The 19455-nt window shown below is 61.9% G+C and carries 16 protein-coding genes and 1 pseudogene; 15 read left to right on the forward strand and 2 right to left on the reverse strand.

Going from position 1 to position 19455, the window contains the following annotated elements:
• Positions 1-146 (forward strand): annotated as a pseudogene (locus tag Q0X85_RS17545) (bifunctional methylenetetrahydrofolate dehydrogenase/methenyltetrahydrofolate cyclohydrolase); the annotation flags it as partial.
• 5 nt (positions 147-151) lie between these two features.
• On the opposite strand, the gene Q0X85_RS17550 reads toward Q0X85_RS17545, so the two are convergent.
• Positions 152-874 carry a VWA domain-containing protein gene (locus tag Q0X85_RS17550; protein ID WP_297774169.1) on the reverse strand — a complete coding sequence of 241 codons (723 nt, stop codon included), beginning with the start codon at positions 872-874 and terminating at the stop codon, positions 152-154.
• A 105-nt stretch (positions 875-979) separates the two neighbouring features.
• Here Q0X85_RS17550 and Q0X85_RS17555 point away from each other — a divergent pair, with 105 nt between their 5' ends.
• The 14 genes from Q0X85_RS17555 to Q0X85_RS17620 all read left to right on the forward strand — a co-directional run bounded on the left by Q0X85_RS17555 (position 980) and on the right by Q0X85_RS17620 (position 15551).
• Positions 980-1366, forward strand: a complete 387-nt coding sequence (locus tag Q0X85_RS17555; protein ID WP_297774171.1) for a DsbA family protein — start codon at positions 980-982, stop codon at positions 1364-1366.
• 148 nt (positions 1367-1514) lie between these two features.
• Positions 1515-1988 carry a 50S ribosomal protein L15 gene (gene rplO / locus Q0X85_RS17560; protein WP_297774172.1) on the forward strand — a complete coding sequence of 158 codons (474 nt, stop codon included), beginning with the start codon at positions 1515-1517 and terminating at the stop codon, positions 1986-1988.
• 112 nt (positions 1989-2100) lie between these two features.
• Positions 2101-3465, forward strand: a complete 1365-nt coding sequence (gene secY, locus Q0X85_RS17565) for a preprotein translocase subunit SecY (protein WP_297774174.1) — start codon at positions 2101-2103, stop codon at positions 3463-3465.
• A complete protein-coding gene (locus Q0X85_RS17570) occupies positions 3462-4106 on the forward strand; it encodes an adenylate kinase (RefSeq protein ID WP_297774175.1) in 645 nt (214 codons plus the stop codon). Before secY ends, Q0X85_RS17570 begins: the two co-directional genes overlap by 4 nt.
• A 196-nt stretch (positions 4107-4302) precedes the next feature.
• Entirely contained in the window at positions 4303-4671 is a 369-nt protein-coding gene (gene rpsM / locus Q0X85_RS17575) for a 30S ribosomal protein S13 (RefSeq protein WP_297774176.1), read from the forward strand.
• Between the two features lie 15 nt (positions 4672-4686).
• Positions 4687-5076: a 30S ribosomal protein S11 gene (gene rpsK, locus Q0X85_RS17580; RefSeq protein WP_297774178.1), complete on the forward strand. Its 390-nt coding sequence runs from the start codon at positions 4687-4689 to the stop codon at positions 5074-5076.
• Between the two features lie 114 nt (positions 5077-5190).
• The gene (locus Q0X85_RS17585; protein WP_297774180.1) at positions 5191-6207 is read left to right on the forward strand and encodes a DNA-directed RNA polymerase subunit alpha; all 1017 of its coding nucleotides are present in this window, start codon (positions 5191-5193) and stop codon (positions 6205-6207) included.
• Between the two features lie 146 nt (positions 6208-6353).
• Positions 6354-6773 (forward strand): 50S ribosomal protein L17, encoded by a 420-nt coding sequence (rplQ, locus tag Q0X85_RS17590; RefSeq protein WP_297774181.1) that lies wholly within the window; start codon positions 6354-6356, stop codon positions 6771-6773.
• Positions 6774-6937: 164 nt separating this feature from the next.
• The gene (locus Q0X85_RS17595) at positions 6938-8314 is read left to right on the forward strand and encodes a trypsin-like peptidase domain-containing protein (RefSeq protein ID WP_297774183.1); all 1377 of its coding nucleotides are present in this window, start codon (positions 6938-6940) and stop codon (positions 8312-8314) included.
• Complete coding sequence (locus Q0X85_RS17600; protein WP_297774184.1) at positions 8311-9621, forward strand: replication-associated recombination protein A; 1311 nt, start codon at positions 8311-8313, stop codon at positions 9619-9621. Before Q0X85_RS17595 ends, Q0X85_RS17600 begins: the two co-directional genes overlap by 4 nt.
• 213 nt (positions 9622-9834) lie before the next feature.
• Positions 9835-11445 (forward strand): ABC transporter substrate-binding protein, encoded by a 1611-nt coding sequence (locus tag Q0X85_RS17605; RefSeq protein WP_297774186.1) that lies wholly within the window; start codon positions 9835-9837, stop codon positions 11443-11445.
• 198 nt (positions 11446-11643) lie between these two features.
• Positions 11644-12600 (forward strand): ABC transporter permease, encoded by a 957-nt coding sequence (locus Q0X85_RS17610; RefSeq protein WP_297774188.1) that lies wholly within the window; start codon positions 11644-11646, stop codon positions 12598-12600.
• 12 nt (positions 12601-12612) lie between these two features.
• Positions 12613-13851 (forward strand): ABC transporter permease, encoded by a 1239-nt coding sequence (locus Q0X85_RS17615; protein WP_297774190.1) that lies wholly within the window; start codon positions 12613-12615, stop codon positions 13849-13851.
• Between the two features lie 5 nt (positions 13852-13856).
• Positions 13857-15551 carry an ABC transporter ATP-binding protein gene (locus tag Q0X85_RS17620; protein WP_297774192.1) on the forward strand — a complete coding sequence of 565 codons (1695 nt, stop codon included), beginning with the start codon at positions 13857-13859 and terminating at the stop codon, positions 15549-15551.
• 534 nt (positions 15552-16085) lie between these two features.
• Here the strand turns inward: Q0X85_RS17620 and carB are convergent.
• A complete protein-coding gene (gene carB, locus Q0X85_RS17625; protein WP_297774194.1) occupies positions 16086-19397 on the reverse strand; it encodes a carbamoyl-phosphate synthase large subunit in 3312 nt (1103 codons plus the stop codon).
• Positions 19398-19455: the final 58 nt, after the last annotated feature.

The following is a 19455-nucleotide window of genomic DNA, read 5'->3' on the forward strand; positions in this document are numbered from 1 at the left end:
ATGCCTCCGCCGCCGCAGTCGCCGGCGCCATCACCCCGGTGCCCGGCGGCGTCGGCCCGATGACCATCGCCTGCCTGCTCGCCAACACCCTCACCGCCTGCTGCCGCGCCGCAGGCCTGCCTGAACCAAAAGACCTGACCGCGTGACGTGATCAGCCCCGCCCGCGTGGCGGGGCTCGCCAATCCTGCCAGCCGATCAACGGGCAGCCCAAGGTTTCGCGCAGGGCGGCAGCTAGTTCCCCTACGGTTTCAGTCGTCACGAACAGACCGCCAGTTGCGTCCGCGAGGCATTTTGCGACGGTCTGTCCGTCATACTCTCCGGCCTCGGGGCTGTTCCACGAAAATGGATCATGCACGATGCGGAAGCCGATAACATGAACCGTGAGATCACGCGCGTCTTGTGCCAAGGCGGCGCTGAGGGCACAGGGCGTGCCGCCGCAGGTCTCATTGCCATCCGTGACCAGTACGACGATGCCGGGCCGTGCGCGGTAATCGAGCGCCCTTGCGGCCGCCGCCACCGAGGACGCAAGGGGTGTCAGCCCGCCGGGATCGAGCCTCTCGATTCCGGCCACCAGCGCCGCAGCTGCGTTGGCCATGGGGGAAAACCGCAAGCTGATGCCCGAGCATGGATGATCGCCCCCCGGCCCGTAGGTAAGCAGGCCAACGCGGCGATAGGGCGCGATCTCGGGCACGGCGCGGCGAAGCGCCTCGCGGGCCTCGGCTATGCGCGTCGGGGCGGTCGGATCATAGCCCAACTCGCCCATCGAGGCTGAACCGTCAAAGACCAGCATCGCATCTGTGGCGCAGCCCGGTCCAGCCTGAGGCGCCGGAGCGGGCAGGAGGGCGACGGCAAGGCCAAGGGCGAGGGTGCGCATGTGCGGTCTCCGGACAAGTATAGGTCAGAGTAACGTGTCTGAATCGCGAGTCCAGTCACGGGGTTTTGATGGCCTCGCAGACGCAAACATTTTAGGCTAAGCCTGATGACGTGCATCGACTATATTTACTCTGCCCATTCTGCCCATTCTGCCTTTGCCTGGCTCGGCTCTGCCCGCCTGTCCGAGATCTGCGCCCGCCACGGCGCGCATTGGCGCGACGATGCCGATATCGCCGATCCCGCCGCGCTGGCACCGTTGATCGCGGGCTGCGACCTCGACCCCGAGGCGACTCCGACCGCAGCCCTCTCGGACGAGTTACAGGCCATCCACCGCGCCAACACGGCGGAGGCCGTGGCCCGACACGTCTTCGGCTCACCGACCTATATCGTCGGTGGCGATCCGGTCTACGGGCAGGACCGGCTCGATCTGGTGGAGCGCGCGCTGACCCGGCACTTCGTCGCCTCGACATGGCGCAACCCGCAGGTTGGCTGACAGGCGGGCTGGCAACTCGGCCCTTGATCCCGGGGCGACCCGGGTCTATACGCCCCCGGTGGCCTGCGGGCCCGACTCAACCTTTCACGCAAGCCGCGTTCGGCCGCTCCCGTCGCTGGGGGCCGCATCCGGCAAGGAGATAGCGACAATGAAACTGCACGAACTTCATGATAATGACGGCGCGACCAAGCGCAAGAAACGCATCGGCCGTGGCCCGGGGTCCGGTATGGGCAAGACCGGTGGCCGTGGTATCAAGGGCCAGAAATCCCGCTCGGGTGTGGCCATCAAGGGCTACGAGGGCGGCCAGATGCCGCTCTATCAGCGTCTGCCCAAGCGCGGCTTCAACAAGCCGAACCGCAAATCCTTTGCTGTGGTGAACCTTGGCCTGATCCAGAAATTCATCGAAGCTGGCAAGATCGACGGGTCTGCCCAGATCACCGAGGATGTGCTCGTGGCGTCCGGCCTCGTGCGGCGCAAGCTCGACGGTGTGCGCGTTCTGGCCAAGGGCGATGTGACCGCGAAACTCGACATCGCGGTGACCGGCGCCTCCAAGTCGGCCATCGACGCGGTTGAGAAAGCCGGGGGCAAGCTTTCGGTCACAACAGCGCAGGCCGCTGAATAAGAGGTTGTGAGCGGGCCTGCGCCCGCTTACATAGTCCTCACGTTTTCCTTTTGACGCCGCCTGAGCTGGAAAACAGCCCTAGGCGGCGTTGTCACATGAAAGAGACCCGCGAATGGTATCTGCAGCAGAGCAAATGGCGGCCAACACAAGCTGGTCCGCGCTTGGCAAGGCCACCGAGTTGCGCAAACGCATCCTGTTCACGCTCGGCCTCCTGATCGTCTACCGTTTGGGCACGTTCATTCCGGTGCCAGGTATCGATGGTGTGGCGCTGCGCGAATTCATGGATGGTGCGCAGGCCTCGATCGGCGGCATGCTCAGCATGTTTACCGGCGGCGCGCTCGGGCGGATGGGCATCTTTGCCCTCGGCATCATGCCCTATATCTCGGCCTCGATCATCGTGCAGCTTCTGACCGCGATGGTGCCGCAGCTCGAACAGCTCAAGAAAGAGGGCGAGCAGGGGCGCAAGAAAATCAACCAGTATACGCGCTACGGCACGGTGGGCCTTGCAACGCTACAGTCCTACGGGCTCGCGGTATCTCTGCAATCCGGCGAGATGGTCACCAATCCGGGCCTATTCTTCATCGCGAGCTGCATGATCACGCTTGTCGGCGGTACCATGTTCCTGATGTGGCTGGGCGAGCAGATCACCGCGCGCGGCGTGGGCAATGGCATCTCGCTCATCATCTTTGTGGGCATCATCGCCGAAGTGCCCGCGGCCTTGGCGCAATTCTTTGCCTCCGGTCGCTCGGGGGCGATCAGCCCGGCGGTGATTGTTGGGGTGATGGTCATGGTGGTCGCCGTGATCGCATTTGTCGTGTTCATGGAGCGCAGTCTGCGCAAGATCCACATTCAATATCCCCGTCGTCAGGTCGGGATGAAGGTCTATGATGGCGGCTCGTCGCACCTGCCCGTCAAGGTCAACCCGGCCGGCGTGATCCCTGCGATCTTTGCGTCGTCCCTGTTGCTTCTGCCCGCGACAATCAGCACGTTTTCGGGCAATCAGACCAGCCCGGTGATGTCGACGGTGATGGCCTATTTTGGCCCCGGTCAGCCGCTCTACCTGCTGTTCTTCACGGCGATGATCGTGTTCTTCGCCTACTTTTACACCTTCAACGTGGCGTTCAAGACGGACGATGTGGCCGACAACCTCAAGAACCAGAACGGGTTTGTTCCCGGGATCCGGCCGGGCAAGCGGACTGCGGAGTATCTCGACTACGTGGTCAACCGCGTTCTTGTGCTCGGGTCCGGCTATCTCGCTGCGGTCTGCCTTCTGCCCGAGGTTCTGCGTAGCCAGTTTGCGATTCCCTTTTACTTTGGTGGCACGTCGGTGCTGATCGTCGTCTCAGTGACGATGGATACGATCCAACAGGTGCAGTCACATCTTCTGGCGCATCAATACGAGGGGCTGATCGAAAAATCGCAGCTCAGCGGTAAAGGCAAGAAACGTGCGCGCAGAAAGGGAGGAACTCGCCGATGAACATCATTCTTTTGGGGCCGCCGGGGGCGGGCAAGGGCACACAGGCGCATCACCTAGTCGCGCGCCGTGACATGATCCAGCTCTCCACCGGCGACATGCTCCGTGAGGCCAAGGACAGCGGCTCGGATATGGGGCGTATCGTGGCAGACGTAATGGCGCGCGGCGATCTGGTGACTGATGATATCGTGATCGGGCTTATTCGTGAGAAGCTGCAGGGCGACAAAAAGGGTGGTTTCATCTTTGATGGCTTTCCTCGCACACTGGCACAAGCCGACGCCCTCTCCGATCTTTTGCAAGAGCAGGGTGAGACACTCGATGCCGTGATCGAATTGCGGGTTGATGATGAGGCGCTGGTGCAGCGCATCACTGCACGCTCGACCTGCGGAGGCTGCGGCGAGGTCTACAATGACATCACCAAGCCCTGGCCCGAGGATGGCAAATGCGCCAATTGCGGGTCTTCGGATATCAAGCGCCGCGCTGATGACAACGAGGACAGCCTGCGTAACCGGCTCATGGAATACTACAAGAAAACATCACCGCTCTTGGGCTACTATTACGCCAAGGGACGGCTCGCCTCGGTCGATGGTCTGGGCGAAATCGACGCGGTTCAGGCGGCGATTGGAGAGGCGCTCGACAAATAGAGCGACGGGGCTTGACGGCCCCGAAAAATCCCCATAACCAGCCCTATCTCGACCGAGAGAATGATTCTCTCCGGGTCGCCCCCGGAGGTGGATAAACAACCCGAATTCAGCTGCGGCCCGGAGCGAAAACGCCTCGGGCTTACGTTGTGAAAAAAGGTTCTGGGATCACGGAACCGCAACGAAAAGGAACTGCACTTTGGCACGTATCGCCGGCGTCAATATCCCCACAAGCAAACGGGTGCCCATCGCACTCACCTACATCACCGGAATCGGTCAATCTTCGGCCAAGGCCATTTGCGAGGCCGTCAACATCGACGTGTTCCGCCGCGTCAACGAGCTGTCTGACGCCGAGGCCCTCGCGCTCCGCGAGTACATCGACGCGAACTACACCGTCGAGGGCGACCTGCGCCGCGAGACCCAGATGAACGTCAAGCGCCTGATGGATCTCGGCTGCTACCGCGGTCTGCGTCACCGCCGCAACCTTCCGGTGCGCGGTCAGCGGACCCATACCAATGCCCGCACCCGCAAGGGCCCGGCAAAAGCCATTGCCGGCAAGAAGAAATAAGGGAGGGCATTCGATATGGCACGCGATACTCGTCGCACGAAAAAGAAGGTCTCCAAGAACATCGCCACCGGCGTTGCTCATGTGAATTCTTCGTTCAACAACACCAAGATCCTGATCTCCGACGTGCAGGGCAACGCGATTGCGTGGTCCTCTGCCGGTACCATGGGCTTCAAGGGGTCGCGCAAATCGACACCCTATGCCGCTCAGATGGCCGCAGAAGACGCGGGCAAGAAGGCACAGGAACATGGCATGCGCTCGCTCGAAGTGGAAGTGCAGGGGCCCGGCTCGGGCCGTGAATCTGCGCTGCGCGCTCTGGCCGCCGTTGGCTTCAACATCACGTCGATCCGTGACGTGACGCCGATCGCACATAATGGCTGCCGCCCGCCGAAGCGTCGCCGGGTCTGATCCGACATTCATCAAAGCGGGGCCGTGCGGACGTGCGGCCCCCCTTTCGTCATTTTACATCCTCGGGCGTTCTGGACCTTTGGACATGAGGACAGAACAGGAATGGAGGGACGCATGATCCACAAGAATTGGGCTGAACTGATCAAGCCGACACAGCTTGACGTCAAACCGGGCAATGACCCGCTGCGTCAGGCGGTTCTGGTCGCAGAGCCGCTGGAGCGCGGCTTTGGTCTGACACTCGGCAACGCACTGCGCCGCGTACTTCTGTCCTCGCTGCAAGGCGCGGCCATCACCGCCGTGCAGATCGACAACGTGCTGCACGAGTTTTCGTCCGTCGCCGGCGTGCGCGAAGACGTGACAGATATGGTTCTCAACCTCAAGGGTGTCGCGATCCGCATGGAGGTCGAAGGACCCAAGCGTCTCTCGGTAAATGCCAAGGGGCCGGGCGTGGTCACGGCTGGTGACATTTCGGACAGCGCGGGCATCGAGATCCTCAACAAGGATCATGTGATCTGCCACCTTGATGAAGGCGCCGATCTGTTCATGGAACTGACCGTTAATACTGGCAAGGGCTACGTCGCTGCCGACAAGAACAAGCCCGAGGATGCGCCGATCGGTCTCATTCCGATTGATGCGATCTATTCGCCGATCTCGAAAGTCAGCTACGATGTGCAGCCGACGCGCGAAGGTCAGGTGCTGGACTATGACAAACTGACCATGAAAATCGAAACCGACGGGTCGATCACGCCTGATGACGCGGTGGCCTATGCGGCGCGCATCCTGCAGGACCAGCTGTCGATCTTCGTCAACTTCGACGAGCCCGAGTCGGCCAGCCGTCAGGACGACGACGACGGTCTCGAATTCAACCCGCTCCTGCTCAAGAAAGTGGACGAGTTGGAATTGTCGGTGCGTTCCGCCAACTGCCTCAAGAACGACAACATCGTCTATATCGGCGATCTGATCCAGAAGACCGAGGCCGAGATGCTGCGCACGCCGAACTTTGGCCGCAAGTCGCTCAACGAGATCAAAGAGGTTCTGTCGGGCATGGGCCTGCACCTTGGCATGGATGTCGAGGACTGGCCGCCCGACAATATCGAGGATCTCGCCAAGAAGTTCGAGGACGCCTTTTGAGATAAGGAAACGGAAACTTGAAAAGTTTCCGTTCCGATTTCTTTCAAAGAAATCGGTTTCCCGCCACCCGGGCAATCCCGCCCCAAGGAGAGCGGCTGACACGCATCAGACCGCCAGACAAAGCAAAACCGCTTAGGAGATAGAAAATGCGTCACGCCAGAGGATATCGCCGCCTGAACCGTACCCACGAGCACCGCAAGGCGCTGTGGGCGAACATGGCCGGCTCGCTCATCGAACATGAGCAGATCAAGACCACCCTGCCCAAGGCCAAGGAACTGCGCCGGATCATCGAAAAGATGGTCACGCTCGGCAAGCGCGGCGATCTGCACGCCCGCCGTCAGGCCGCAGCCCAGCTCAAGCAGGACATCCATGTTGCCAAGCTGTTTGAGGTGATCGGGCCCCGCTACAAGGACCGTCAGGGCGGCTATGTCCGCGTGCTCAAGGCCGGGTTCCGCTATGGTGACATGGCGCCGATGGCGATCATCGAATTCGTCGACCGTGATGTCGACGCCAAGGGCGCCGCAGACCGCGCCCGCGTCGCCGCCGAAGAGGCCGCAGAAGAATAAGCCACGCCAATTATCGGCCCGGCCTTGACCCCCGCCCTCACCGGCGGGGGTTTTGCGTTTGTGGGATTTGGGTATTTGGTCCAGGAAGAAACGCAGCGGGCTTGCATTGCAGTGCCGCGCCGCGCATATCTCGGGCGATCCGCCGACACGTAAGGAGGCCGCTCTTGATCCGCATCCTGTCGCTCATATTGATCCTGTTCGCCGCGCCGCTTGCCGCCGAGATGCGCGTGCCGATGTCACAGGCCGAGATCCAGACCGGGTTTGTGCCGGTGGTGCGGCAGGCCGCGCCCGCCGTCGTCAACATCTACGCCAGCCGTATCGTCGAGGGCCGCCGCAGTCCGTTCCGGGGGGATCCGTTCTTCGAGCGGTTCTTCAACGATTTCGGCGCATCGCGGCCGCGCGTGCAGAACTCGCTCGGCTCGGGCGTGGTGCTGGGGGCGGATGGCATCGTGGTGTCGAACTACCACGTGGTCGGTGAGGCGACGGATATCCGCGTGGTCTTGAACGACGGGCGCGAATATGCGGCTCGCGTGCTGCTGGGCGATGAAGAGGCAGATCTTGCGGTGTTGCAGGTCGAGGAGGCCCCGGACCTGCCCGCCCTGCGCCTTCGCGACAGCGACAGCGTGCAGGTCGGCGAACTGGTGCTGGCCATCGGCAACCCGTTCGGCGTGGGCCAGACCGTCAGCAGTGGCATCGTGTCGGGGCTGGCGCGGTCGGGCACCGCATCGGGCAATGCGCGCGGCTATTTCATTCAGACCGACGCGCCGATCAACCCGGGCAACTCGGGCGGTGCGCTGGTCGATGTGAACGGCGATCTGATCGGGATCAACACGGCGATCCTGTCACGCTCGGGGGGCTCGAACGGGATCGGCTTTGCCATTCCGTCGGCCTTGGTCGCGCAGTTCGTCGAGCAGGCGCGCGCCGGGCAGGACCAGTTCGTCCGGCCCTGGGCCGGGCTGGGCGGGCAGCCGGTGACGCCCGACATGGCCGAGGGTCTGGGCCTTGCGCGGCCCGAGGGGGTCGTGATCTCGCAGGTGCACCCCGCCAGCAGTTTTGACACTGCGGTCGAGCCGGGCGATGTGGTCACGGCGGTCGATGGGCAGCCGGTGAACAGCCCTGCCGAGATGGTGTTTCGCATGTCGCTGGCGGGGATCGGCGCGCGCGCGCGCATCACCCGGCTGCGTGACGGAGAGGCGGCAGAGGTCGATGTGCCGATGATCGCCGCCCCCGAGGTCCCGCCACGGGACCGGTTGGAAACGGGCCGACGTGCCGCCCTGCCGGAGATGATACTCTCGACCATCAACCCGGCGGTGATCGACGCGTATGGCCTGCCGCTGATGGCCGAGGGGGTGATCGTCGAAGACCCGGGCCCGTATGGCGCACGGGCCGGGCTCCGCCCCGGTGACATCCTGCGCGAGATCAATGGCACCGCCGTCACCGACAGCGCCACGGCGGCACAGTCGCTGGAGCGCGCCACACGTACGCTGAGCATTGAAGTGAAGCGCAATGGGCGGCACATGGCGCTGCGGCTGCGGCTGTGAGCGATCTGTTCGATACCGGCGACACGCCTGCGCCCTCGACTGCACCGCGCCCGCTGGCGGACCGCTTGCGGCCCCGCGCCCTGTCCGAGGTGATCGGACAGGATCAGGTGCTGGGCCCTGACGCACCGCTTGGCGTGATGCTGACCTCGGGCAGCCTGACCTCGTTGATTTTCTGGGGGCCGCCCGGCGTGGGCAAGACCACGATTGCGCGGCTGCTGGCGGATGAGACCGACCTGCATTTCGTGCAGATCAGCGCGATCTTCACCGGCGTGCCGGAGTTGCGCAAGGTCTTCGAGGAGGCCAAGCACCGGCGCGCGAACGGGCAGGGCACGCTGCTCTTCGTCGATGAGATCCACCGGTTCAACAAGGCGCAGCAGGACGGCTTCCTGCCGCATATGGAGGATGGCACGATCCTTCTGGTCGGGGCCACGACCGAAAACCCGTCGTTTGAGTTGAACGCGGCGCTGCTCAGCCGGTCGCAGGTGCTGGTGCTGACGCGGCTCGATCTGGCGGATCTCGAACGCCTGGCGCAGCGGGCCGAGAAGGATCTGGGCCGTGCCCTGCCGCTCGATGGTCCGGCGCGCGAGAGCCTGCTGGAAATGGCCGATGGCGACGGCCGCGCGCTGCTCAATCTGATCGAGCAGGTGGCGGCGTGGACCACCGATGACAAGCTGGGCCGCGACGCGCTTTCCGCGCGGCTGATGAAGCGGGCGGCGAAATACGACAAGTCGGGCGATGAGCATTACAACCTCATCTCGGCGCTGCACAAATCGGTACGCGGGTCCGACCCCGACGCAGCGCTCTACTGGCTGGCGCGGATGCTGGAGGGCGGCGAGGACCCGCGTTACCTGGCGCGCCGCATCACCCGGATGGCGGTGGAGGATATCGGCCTCGCCGACCCGCAGGCACAAACGGTCTGCCTGCATGCCTGGGAGCTCTATGAGCGTCTGGGCAGCCCCGAGGGCGAGTTGGCGCTGGCGCAGGCGGTGACATATCTGGCGCTCGCGCCGAAATCGAACGCGGGCTATGCCGCCTACAAGGCCGCCATGCGCGAGGCCAAGAAGACCGGCAGCGAGCCGCCGCCCAAGCATATCCTGAACGCGCCGACCAAGCTCATGCGCGACGAGGGGTATGGCGCGGGCTATGCCTATGACCATGATGCAGAGGATGGCTTTTCGGGGCAGAATTACTTTCCCGAGACGATGAAACGCCCGGTTCTCTACCAGCCCGTGGAGCGCGGATTCGAGCGCGACCTCAAAAAACGACTTGAGTATTTCGCGCGGCTTCGAGCCCGGCGTGGGGGCTGATGCCTGACATAAGCCGAAAAAGGCTCAGGATTTCTGACCTTTAAATCTTTCCGCTTTTGCGCATTAGAGTCTGGAAACACGGGGGATTTCGTGTTTTGTTTCCAACATGTCGTATTTGAGCATCCTGACTTCAAGTCCACGAAGGAAGCTTTGGAGTAAGCCCGGTAACAGGGCCGCTTCAGTGACAGATCAACCAAAAAACAGGGAAGTCTTATGAAAAAGAAAAATGATCAGGTCCTATTGGACAGGCTGGCGAATGCTGCACGAACGGGCGATATTTCGCGCCGTTCTTTCATGCATTTCGCGGCCGCCGCCGGTCTGACCGCGACGGGTGCGACCGGCCTTTGGACCAAATCCGCTGCCGCTCAGCCGAGCCGCGGCGGTACGTTCCGTTGGGGCGTGCATGACGGCAATACCTCTGACACGCATGATCCCGGCACCTACGTGACGCGGCAGATGATCTTTCTCGCCCACACGCACCGCAGCTATCTGACGCTGATCGAGCCTGACAACTCGCTCGGGCCGGATCTGGCGGCGAGCTGGGAGGCCACACCCGACGCGAAGTCGTGGACGTTTGAGCTCAACCCCAACGCCTCGTTCCACAGCGGCAAGCCGGTCACGGCTCAGGATGTCATCGACAGCCTCAACCACCATCGCGGTGACGAGTCCACCTCGGCGGCCAAGGCGTTGCTGACCGATGTGACGGACATCACAGCGGATGGCGATCATACGGTGACAATCGCGCTGTCGCGCGGCAATGCCGATCTGCCTTGGCTGATGACGGATTATCACTTTGCGATCTGCCCCTCCAATGGGGATGGCACGATTGACTGGAAATCCGGCGACGGCTCAGGTCCTTACAAGATCGACACCGGCGACTTCGGTATTCAGTGGTCGCTGACCCGACATGACGGCTGGCATGGCGAAGGGGCCTATTTCGACAAGGTCGACATGCTGGTGCTCAACGATCCGAACGCGCGGCAAACGGCGCTCGTGACGGGCGACGTGGACTGTGTGTCGCTCATCGAGCTCAAGACGCTGGCCCTTTTGGAGCGGAACCCGAACATCTCGGTCGACAACATCCCCTCGGGTGGTGCGATCACGATGCCAATGCATTGCGATACGGCCCCCTATGACGATGTGAATGTTCGCAACGCGCTGAAACTGGCGATGAACCGCGATGAGATCATCGAGAAAATCGCCTTTGGCGCGGCAACCAAGGGCAACGATTTTCACCTGTCGCCGGTGCAGCCGTACTGGCCCGAAGATATCCCGCAGCGTGAATACGACCCGGATGAGGCGAAATCGCTGCTCAAGAAGGCCGGGCACGAGGGCCTTACGGTCAACCTGTCTGTGGCGGACAGCGTCTATGCCGGCGCCGTTGACATGTGCGTGCTTTATGCCGAACAGGCCAAGGCTGCGGGCATCAACATCAACGTCGTGCGCGAGCCGAATGATGGTTACTATTCCGATGTCTGGCTGAAAAAGCCGTTTTCGGCGGTGTCCTGGGGTGCGCGTCCGACGCCGGACGTGATGTTCACTCTGGCCTACAAGGACGACGCGGCCTGGAATGAGAGCCGTTGGCAGAACGAGCGGTTCAACGAATTGCTGCTGCAGGCCAAATCGGAACTCGATCAGGATCTGCGCGCTGAAATGTATCGCGAGATGTGCTTGTTGATGCGCAATGACGGCGGTACTTTGATTCCGTTCTTCAACAACTGGGTCTATGCCCGGGGTAAAGGCGTGGAACGCGCGGATGAGGTGGCGGCGAGCTGGGGCTGTGATGGCGCCCGCGCCGCGAGCCGCTGGTGGTTCTCGGCGTAAACGAACAAATTGGCCCGGCATCAGATATGATGCCGGGCTTTTCGTCGCCGAGGCCGGGATCGCCGGTGTCGGCCAAAAGGTCGGGCCAACTTAAATCTTGATGAAACAGTTGAGCTGCGACCGATAAATTCTGTTAGCCTGAGCCGTAAAAGGCCACGTCGCGCAAAAGGCGGCAGGCGACAACAGCAGGAGGGAAAGATGGGGGACATTCTAGGGCTCGTTGCAAAACGGCTCGGATTGGGACTGATCATTCTACTGGTCATATCACTGATCATATTTTTCATGGTCGAGCTTTTGCCGGGCGATATCGCCCAAGCGGTGCTTGGACAGGGGGCAACGCCCGAAAACCTCGCGGCGCTTCGCAAGGAAATGGGGCTCGATCAACCGGCGATCATTCGGTATCTGGACTGGTTGGCCGGTGCTGTGACGCTGGATTTCGGTAATTCCATCGTCACCGGCACCAGCGTTGCGGAAACGATTGGCACCAGATTTGCCAACACGCTCTTCCTGGCAACCTACGCGGCGGCCATTGCCGTGCCGATTTCGATCGTGCTGGGTGTCATAGTTGCGCTTCTGCGCAACTCGATCTTTGACCGTGTTGCCAACGTGGCGACATTGACGTCGATCTCCAGCCCGGAATTTTTTCTGGGGTACATCCTGATCCTCTATCTCGCCGTCAAGACGGGCATGTTCCCGGCCATCGCCAGTCTGAGTGCGGATATGACCTTTGGCGAGTTGCTGCATCGGACCTTCCTGCCGGCGCTGACGCTGGTTCTGGTGGTGACGGCGCACATGATGCGGATGACCCGCGCCGCGATCATCAACCTGCTGGCGTCACCCTATATCGAGATGGCCCGCCTCAAGGGCACCCCGCCCTGGAAGGTGATCGTCAGACACGCCCTGCCAAATGCCTGGGCCCCGATCATCAACGTGGTCGCGCTGAACCTCGCCTATCTCATCACCGGCGTTGTGCTGGTGGAGGTGGTCTTTGTCTATCCCGGTATCGGACAGGCTCTGGTGGATGCAGTCAGCAAACGCGACTTCCCGGTGGTTCAGGCCTGTTGTCTGATCTTCGCGGCGACCTTCATCCTGCTCAATCTTGCGGCGGATGTGGGCGCGATTCTGACCAATCCGCGCCTGCGGCATCCGAAATAAGGGGGCAGAGACATGAGTGTTTTCGTCATTATCTACTATTTTCTGCTTCTGGGCGCGTCTTGCCTTGCGGCTTATTTCAACAAGAGATCGGCGTTCCTGCTGCTCTTCTCGCTGACGCTTGTCTCGTTCATTCTTGGGATCGTCGGCGGGGTGTCGGCGTTGCGGATGGTGGCCATCGCGGCAGGACTCATGGCGCTTGCGGCGATGGTGTCCTACGCCTTCCGTGAATTCCTGATCGCCATCGCAAGTGTCAACATGGCCAAGGAACTTCGGACCGCGCCATTGACGGCGGCGTTCGGGATGTTCGTTATCTTCACGGTTGCAATCGCAGGCATCTTCGCGCCCTGGATCGCGCCGTTCGGCGAGGCGGAGGTGATCACTGCTGCCTTTGCTCCGGCCGACGAGACCATGCTGCTCGGCGCCGACCAACTCGGTCGCGACATCTTCAGCCGTCTGGTCTTTGGCGCGCGCAACACGGTCGCGCTGGCGCTTGCGGGCACTGTGCTCGCGTTTCTCCTCGGGGCTCTCGCGGGGCTTCTGGCGGCGACCACAGGGGGCTGGTTCGATCAGCTTCTGGCCCGTAGCTCGGACGTCATCATGTCGATCCCGTCGCTCATTTTCGCATTGCTCATGCTGTCGATCTTCGGGGGCGAGCTGGCCAATGACACCACGAGCTTTTGGTTGCTCAGCGGATTTGCCGTGGTCACGGGCATGCTTGTCGTGACGGCAATGGCGGGCAAGAGCCTTATTGGATGGCTGATTGGACTGGCGATACTGGTCGGTGTCGCGGTCCTCTTTTCGGGCTTCATGCTGGCGATTTTCAATCCGTCGGAGATTATCCTCATCCTCGTCGTCGCGGTCATCTACAGTCCGCGCGTCTTCCGCCTGACACGGGCGGTGGCGGGCAACGTCGTGGTGATGGACTATATCGAGGCAGCCAAGCTGCGTGGTGAAAAGACGTGGTATCTGATCCGCCGGGAAATCCTGCCCAACTCCACCGCGCCTTTGGTCGCGGAATTCGGGCTGGAATTCTGCTTCGTGTTCCTGCTGATCGCCGGTCTGTCGTTCCTGGGTCTTGGCATTCAGCCACCCACGGCGGATTGGGGCTCGATGGTGCGCGAGAATGCGACGCTGGTCTCCTTCGGTGAGATCACACCGCTCATTCCCGCGGCGGCCATCGCGCTTCTGACTGTCGCGGTCAACTTCGTGGTGGACTGGATGCTCTACCGCTCCTCTGGCCTGAAGGTGTAATCGTCATGATCAAGAAAAAAGACGTATTGCTGAAGATCCGTGACCTGAAAATCCAGGGCTATTCGGATGAAACATGGGTCGACATCATCAAGGGTGTCGACCTGACCCTCCACCGGGGCGAGGTGATGGGGCTTATTGGAGAGTCGGGGGCCGGTAAATCCACCATCGGTGCCGCCTGCATGGGCTATGCCCGTGACGGGACGCGGATTGTCGACAGCTCGATCGAGTTCGACGGGATGGAACTGACCACCGCCACCGAGGCCGACCGGCGCATGTTGCGCGGTTCGCGCATCGCTTATGTTGCGCAATCGGCTGCGGCGTCCTTCAACCCGGCGCATAAGATCATCGACCAGCACACCGAGGCACCGCTGCAATACCGCCTCAAGAAACGGCTGGAGGCGCAGGAAGACGCGATGGAGCTTTACGAAAAGCTCCGTCTGCCCAACCCGCAGGAAATCGGCTTTCGTTATCCGCACCAGGTCTCGGGGGGGCAGTTGCAGCGCGCGATGACCGCGATGGCGATGTCCTGTCGTCCCGATCTCATCATCTTTGACGAGCCAACGACAGCGCTCGACGTGACCACGCAGATCGAGGTGCTCGCCGCCATTCGCGATATTGTCGACGAGTACAACACCGCCGCGATCTACATCACCCACGACCTCGCGGTCGTGGCGCAGATGGCCGATACGATCAAGGTGCTCTTGAAGGGCGAGGAGGTCGAAGAGGCGCCCACCAAGGAGATGCTCGACAATCCGCAGGAGGATTATACCAAATCCCTCTGGGCTGTACGCAGTTTCGAGAGCCCGCAGCGCCACCGTCCCACCGATGGCACCCCACCGCTGATTTCGGTGAAGAATGTGGATGCCTCTTACACGGGCGGCGAAAAGGTGCTCGATGACGTGAGTTTCGACATCTACGAGGGCATGACTGTCGCTGTCGTGGGTGAATCCGGGTCTGGAAAATCCACAACCGCGCGGGTGATCACGGGGCTTTTGCCGCCGTCCAAAGGGGAGGTTCTGTTCAAGGGCGAACCCTTTCCACAAGACTACCGAAGCCGGACCAAGGACCAGTTGCGCCAGTGCCAGATGATCTACCAGATGGCAGACACCGCACTCAATCCCAAGGTGCGCATCTCTGAGATCATAGGGCGGCCCGCTGCGTTTTATTCTGGTCTCAAGGGCGTGGCTCTCAAGAACCGGGTGGATGAGCTGCTGGATCTGATCGAGCTGGAACCGTCGCAATATTACAACCGCTATCCGCCAGAGCTGTCGGGCGGGCAGAAACAGCGTATCGGCATCGCTCGTGCGCTTGCGGCAGAACCTACCTTCATCGTCTGCGACGAGGTGACATCGGCCCTCGATCAGCTGGTCGCAGAAGGAATCCTGCGGCTATTGGATCGACTTCAGAACGAGCTCAATCTCGCTTACATGTTCATCACGCATGACCTTGCGACGGTGCGCTCGATTGCGGATGAGGTGGTGGTGATGCAGCACGGGAAAGTGGTTGAGCAGGGGCCGAAGGACGACATGTTCACGCCGCCGCATCATCCCTATACCGATCTCTTGCTCAGCTCGGTGCCAGAGATGGATCCGGACTGGCTGACAACTCTTCTTGAGGAGCGCGGGGTGGACAATGTGGGCGATGCCGCCACGGCGCGTATCGACCCCAACGATCCCAAGGTCAGCGGCACGAACGCCTGAACAAAAACCGTCGCGGCAGAGGTCATGCCCCCGCCGCGACGGTCTCGATCAGGCGGATATGAGTCTTCAGGATATGTTCAGAGGATCGCCATGGCGGACAGCACGAAAGTGCCGATGATCGCGCCATAGACGATAACGACAGCCTGCCAGGAGGCAGAATGCATACGAAGTTCGCGGTTCAGTTCGTCGCGGGTCATGGGCTTGCCTCCAGTTCAAAGGTTGCGTTGCAAAGCGGCGCGCCGCTCACACCCCGCACATAAGGGATAAATGTGTTCGCGCAATGACAAAATCGCCGAAAACCCATGCATTTTCCACAACCCACATGGTCGCTTTGGACATATCGCGAGAATGCGAAGGGGTGTGGTCTGAAAACGACGTCGCGATTGGTCAAAACCTGTCTCTTACCACACGGAATTTTCAAAAAATTCCGTGCAAGAACACTTCAAGTGTTCTTATCCGTTTTCTTTTGAAGAAAACGGCAGCGGCCTGGAAATGGAACGTCCGCTCCAAGCCGCCCGCCGCCCAAATAATCCGTCAGGCGGTCGGGCCTTGCAGCGGCATCACCGACAATTCGCCCTCCTGTCGCGCCTTGATCGCCAGGGCCGCGGCGTGCGATCCGGCCACGGTGGTGAAATAGGGGATCTTGTCATAGAGCGCGACCGAGCGGATCTCGCGGCTGTCCTCGACGGCCTGCACGCCCTCTGTGGTGTTCATCACCAACGCGATCTCGCCGTCCTTGAGCATGTCGACGATATTCGGGCGGCCCTCGTAGACCTTGTTGACCAACTCGCAGGAGAGCCCCGCTTCGGTCAGGAAGGCGGCCGTGCCGCGGGTTGCCACGAGGGTAAAGCCAAGGTCACTCAGCACATTTGCGGTTTCCACAAGCTGCGGGGTCTTGTCGCTGTCCTTGATCGAGACGAACACGCGGCCCCCTTCGGGCAGGTCTACGCCCGCCCCCATCTGCGCCTTGAGGAAGGCGCGCGGGAAGGACACGTCCCAGCCCATCACCTCGCCGGTTGAGCGCATTTCGGGGCCAAGGATCGTGTCGACACACGGAAAGCGCGCGAAGGGCAGAACCGCTTCCTTGACCGAGAACCACGGCATGTCCGGATCGGCGAGCGTCATCTGGTCGGCCATCGGCAGGCTGCCGGGTTTGGTATCCTTGGGGTAGGGGCCCCGGAACGGAAATGCCGCCATCGGCTCTCCCGCCATCAGGCGTGCGGCAATCGACGCGATGGCGCTATCCGTGGCCTTGGCGACAAAAGGCACCGTCCGCGAGGCGCGAGGATTGACCTCGATAAGGTAGATCTCTTCGCCCTTGACCGCGAATTGCACATTCATCAGCCCGACGACATTGAGCGCGCGCGCGAGTGCCTCGGTCTGGGCCTTGATTTCGGCGATGGTCGCGGCGGAGAGCGAATAGGGCGGCAGCGAACAGGCGCTGTCGCCCGAATGCACGCCGGCCTCCTCAATGTGCTGCATGATGCCCGCCACATGCACAGCCTCGCCATCGCAAAGCGCATCCACATCGCATTCGATAGCGCCCGACAGGTAGCTGTCGAGCAGCACCGGGCTCTTGCCCGACACCACAACCGCCTCGGCGATGTAGCGTTCCAGATGGGCCATGTCGCGCACGATTTCCATCGCGCGGCCGCCCAGCACGTAGGACGGGCGGATGACCAGCGGAAAGCCGATGCTCTCGGCAATGGCGAGCGCCTGCGCGTCGGTCGAGGCGATGCCGTTCTTCGGCTGCTTGAGGCCCAGCTTGACCACCAGCTCCTGAAACCGCTCGCGGTCCTCGGCTAGGTCGATGGCATCGGGCGTGGTGCCGAGGATCGGGATGCCCTCGGCCTCCAGCCCGCGCGCCAGCTTGAGCGGCGTCTGCCCGCCGAATTGCACGATCACCCCGTGCAACGTGCCGTTCTCCTGCTCGACGCGCAGGATCTCCATCACATGCTCGAATGTCAGCGGCTCAAAGTAGAGCCGGTCCGAGGTGTCGTAATCGGTGCTGACCGTCTCGGGGTTGCAGTTGATCATGATCGTCTCGTAACCCGCATCGCTGAGCGCAAAACAGGCGTGACAGCAGCAGTAATCGAACTCGATCCCCTGACCGATCCGGTTAGGTCCGCCGCCGAGGATCACCACCTTTTTGGCGTCCGAGGGCCGCGCCTCGCATTCCACCTCGCCCATCATCGGGGCCTCGTAGGTGGAATACATGTAGGGGGTCTGCGCCTCGAATTCGGCGGCGCAGGTGTCGATCCGCTTGAACACCGCATGCACGCCGAGATTGACGCGGGCACGGCGCACCTGTTCCTCGTCGCGGCCGGTCAGCGTGGCGAGGCGGGCATCGGTAAAGCCCATCATCTTGAGGTGGCGCAGGCCGTCCTCGGTCATCGGCAGGCCGTCGCGGCGGATGCGCGCTTCGGCCTCCACAATCTCGCGGATGCGGGCGAGGAACCACGGATCAAACGCCGTGGCGGCGTTGATCTCGTCATCGCTGAGGCCGTGGCGCATCGCCTGCGCGATGGTGCGCATGCGGTCGGGGGTGGCCACCGATAGGGCGCGGGTGATCGCGGCCTTGCCCGAATTCGGATCAGTTGCCCCCTCTATCTCCACCTCGTCAAAGCCCGACAGGCCGGTCTCCATCGAGGCAAGCGCCTTTTGCAAGGATTCGTGGATCGTGCGGCCAATCGCCATGGCCTCGCCTACCGATTTCATCGCGGTGGTGAGATGCGGCTTGGAGCCGGGGAACTTCTCGAAGGCAAAGCGCGGGATCTTGGTCACGACATAGTCGATGGTCGGCTCGAAACTTGCGGGCGTCACCTTGGTTATGTCGTTGTCCAACTCATCGAGCGTGTAGCCCACGGCCAGCTTGGCCGCGATCTTGGCAATCGGAAAGCCCGTGGCCTTGGAGGCAAGCGCCGAGGAGCGCGACACGCGCGGGTTCATCTCGATCACAACCATGCGCCCGTCTTCGGGATTGATCGCCCATTGCACGTTGGAGCCGCCGGTCTCGACCCCGATCTCGCGCAGCACGGCGATGGAGCCGTTGCGCATGATCTGGTATTCCTTGTCGGTCAGCGTGAGGGCAGGGGCCACGGTGATCGAATCGCCGGTGTGCACGCCCATCGGATCGACGTTTTCGATGGAGCAGACGATGATCGCGTTATCCGCACGGTCGCGGACCACCTCCATCTCGTATTCTTTCCAGCCCAGCAGGCTCTCGTCGATCAGGATCTGGCTGACCGGAGAGGCATCGAGGCCGGATTTGCAGTAATGGATATAGTCGTCGCGGTTATAGGCCACCCCGCCGCCGGTGCCGCCCAACGTATAGGCGGGGCGGATGATCGCGGGCAGGCCGACATAGTCGATCGCCGCCATGCATTCATCCATGTTGTTGGCGATGGTCGCCTTGGGATTCTCGATGCCCAGCCGGTCCATCGCCTCGCGAAAGAGCTTGCGATCCTCTGCCATTTCAATGGCTTGCCGGTTCGCGCCGATCAGTTCGACGCCGAATTTCTCCAGCACGCCCATGTCCGCCACGGCGAGCGCGGTGTTGAGACCGGTCTGCCCGCCCATCGTGGGCAGCAATGCGTCGGGGCGCTCTTTTTCGATGATGCGGGCCACGGTCTCGGGGGTGATTGGCTCGATATAGGTGGCATCGGCGAGACCGGGGTCGGTCATGATCGTCGCCGGGTTCGAGTTCACAAGGATGACGCGGTAGCCTTCCTCGCGCAGCGCCTTGCAGGCCTGTGCGCCGGAATAGTCGAATTCGCAGGCCTGTCCGATGATGATGGGCCCCGCTCCGATGATCATGATAGATGAGATATCGGTTCTTTTCGGCATATCGATCCCCGGGCAGCTTGATGACCGCGCGGGCCGGTGGGGCGCGCGCGCAAATTGG

This window comes from uncultured Roseovarius sp. (assembly GCF_947259555.1).
In the GTDB taxonomy this organism is placed as follows: Bacteria; Pseudomonadota; Alphaproteobacteria; order Rhodobacterales; family Rhodobacteraceae; genus Roseovarius.

Coding starts and splice junctions, on each gene's coding strand:
- Q0X85_RS17555 (WP_297774171.1), top strand. CDS start 980: ATGACGTGCATCGACTATATTTACTCTGCCCATTCTGCCCATTCTGCC.
- Q0X85_RS17585 (WP_297774180.1), top strand. CDS start 5,191: ATGATCCACAAGAATTGGGCTGAACTGATCAAGCCGACACAGCTTGAC.
- Q0X85_RS17620 (WP_297774192.1), top strand. CDS start 13,857: ATGATCAAGAAAAAAGACGTATTGCTGAAGATCCGTGACCTGAAAATC.
- rplQ (WP_297774181.1), top strand. CDS start 6,354: ATGCGTCACGCCAGAGGATATCGCCGCCTGAACCGTACCCACGAGCAC.
- Q0X85_RS17605 (WP_297774186.1), top strand. CDS start 9,835: ATGAAAAAGAAAAATGATCAGGTCCTATTGGACAGGCTGGCGAATGCT.
- Q0X85_RS17610 (WP_297774188.1), top strand. CDS start 11,644: ATGGGGGACATTCTAGGGCTCGTTGCAAAACGGCTCGGATTGGGACTG.
- Q0X85_RS17550 (WP_297774169.1), bottom strand. CDS start 874: ATGCGCACCCTCGCCCTTGGCCTTGCCGTCGCCCTCCTGCCCGCTCCG.
- Q0X85_RS17615 (WP_297774190.1), top strand. CDS start 12,613: ATGAGTGTTTTCGTCATTATCTACTATTTTCTGCTTCTGGGCGCGTCT.
- carB (WP_297774194.1), bottom strand. CDS start 19,397: ATGCCGAAAAGAACCGATATCTCATCTATCATGATCATCGGAGCGGGG.
- Q0X85_RS17570 (WP_297774175.1), top strand. CDS start 3,462: ATGAACATCATTCTTTTGGGGCCGCCGGGGGCGGGCAAGGGCACACAG.
- rpsK (WP_297774178.1), top strand. CDS start 4,687: ATGGCACGCGATACTCGTCGCACGAAAAAGAAGGTCTCCAAGAACATC.
- secY (WP_297774174.1), top strand. CDS start 2,101: ATGGTATCTGCAGCAGAGCAAATGGCGGCCAACACAAGCTGGTCCGCG.
- rplO (WP_297774172.1), top strand. CDS start 1,515: ATGAAACTGCACGAACTTCATGATAATGACGGCGCGACCAAGCGCAAG.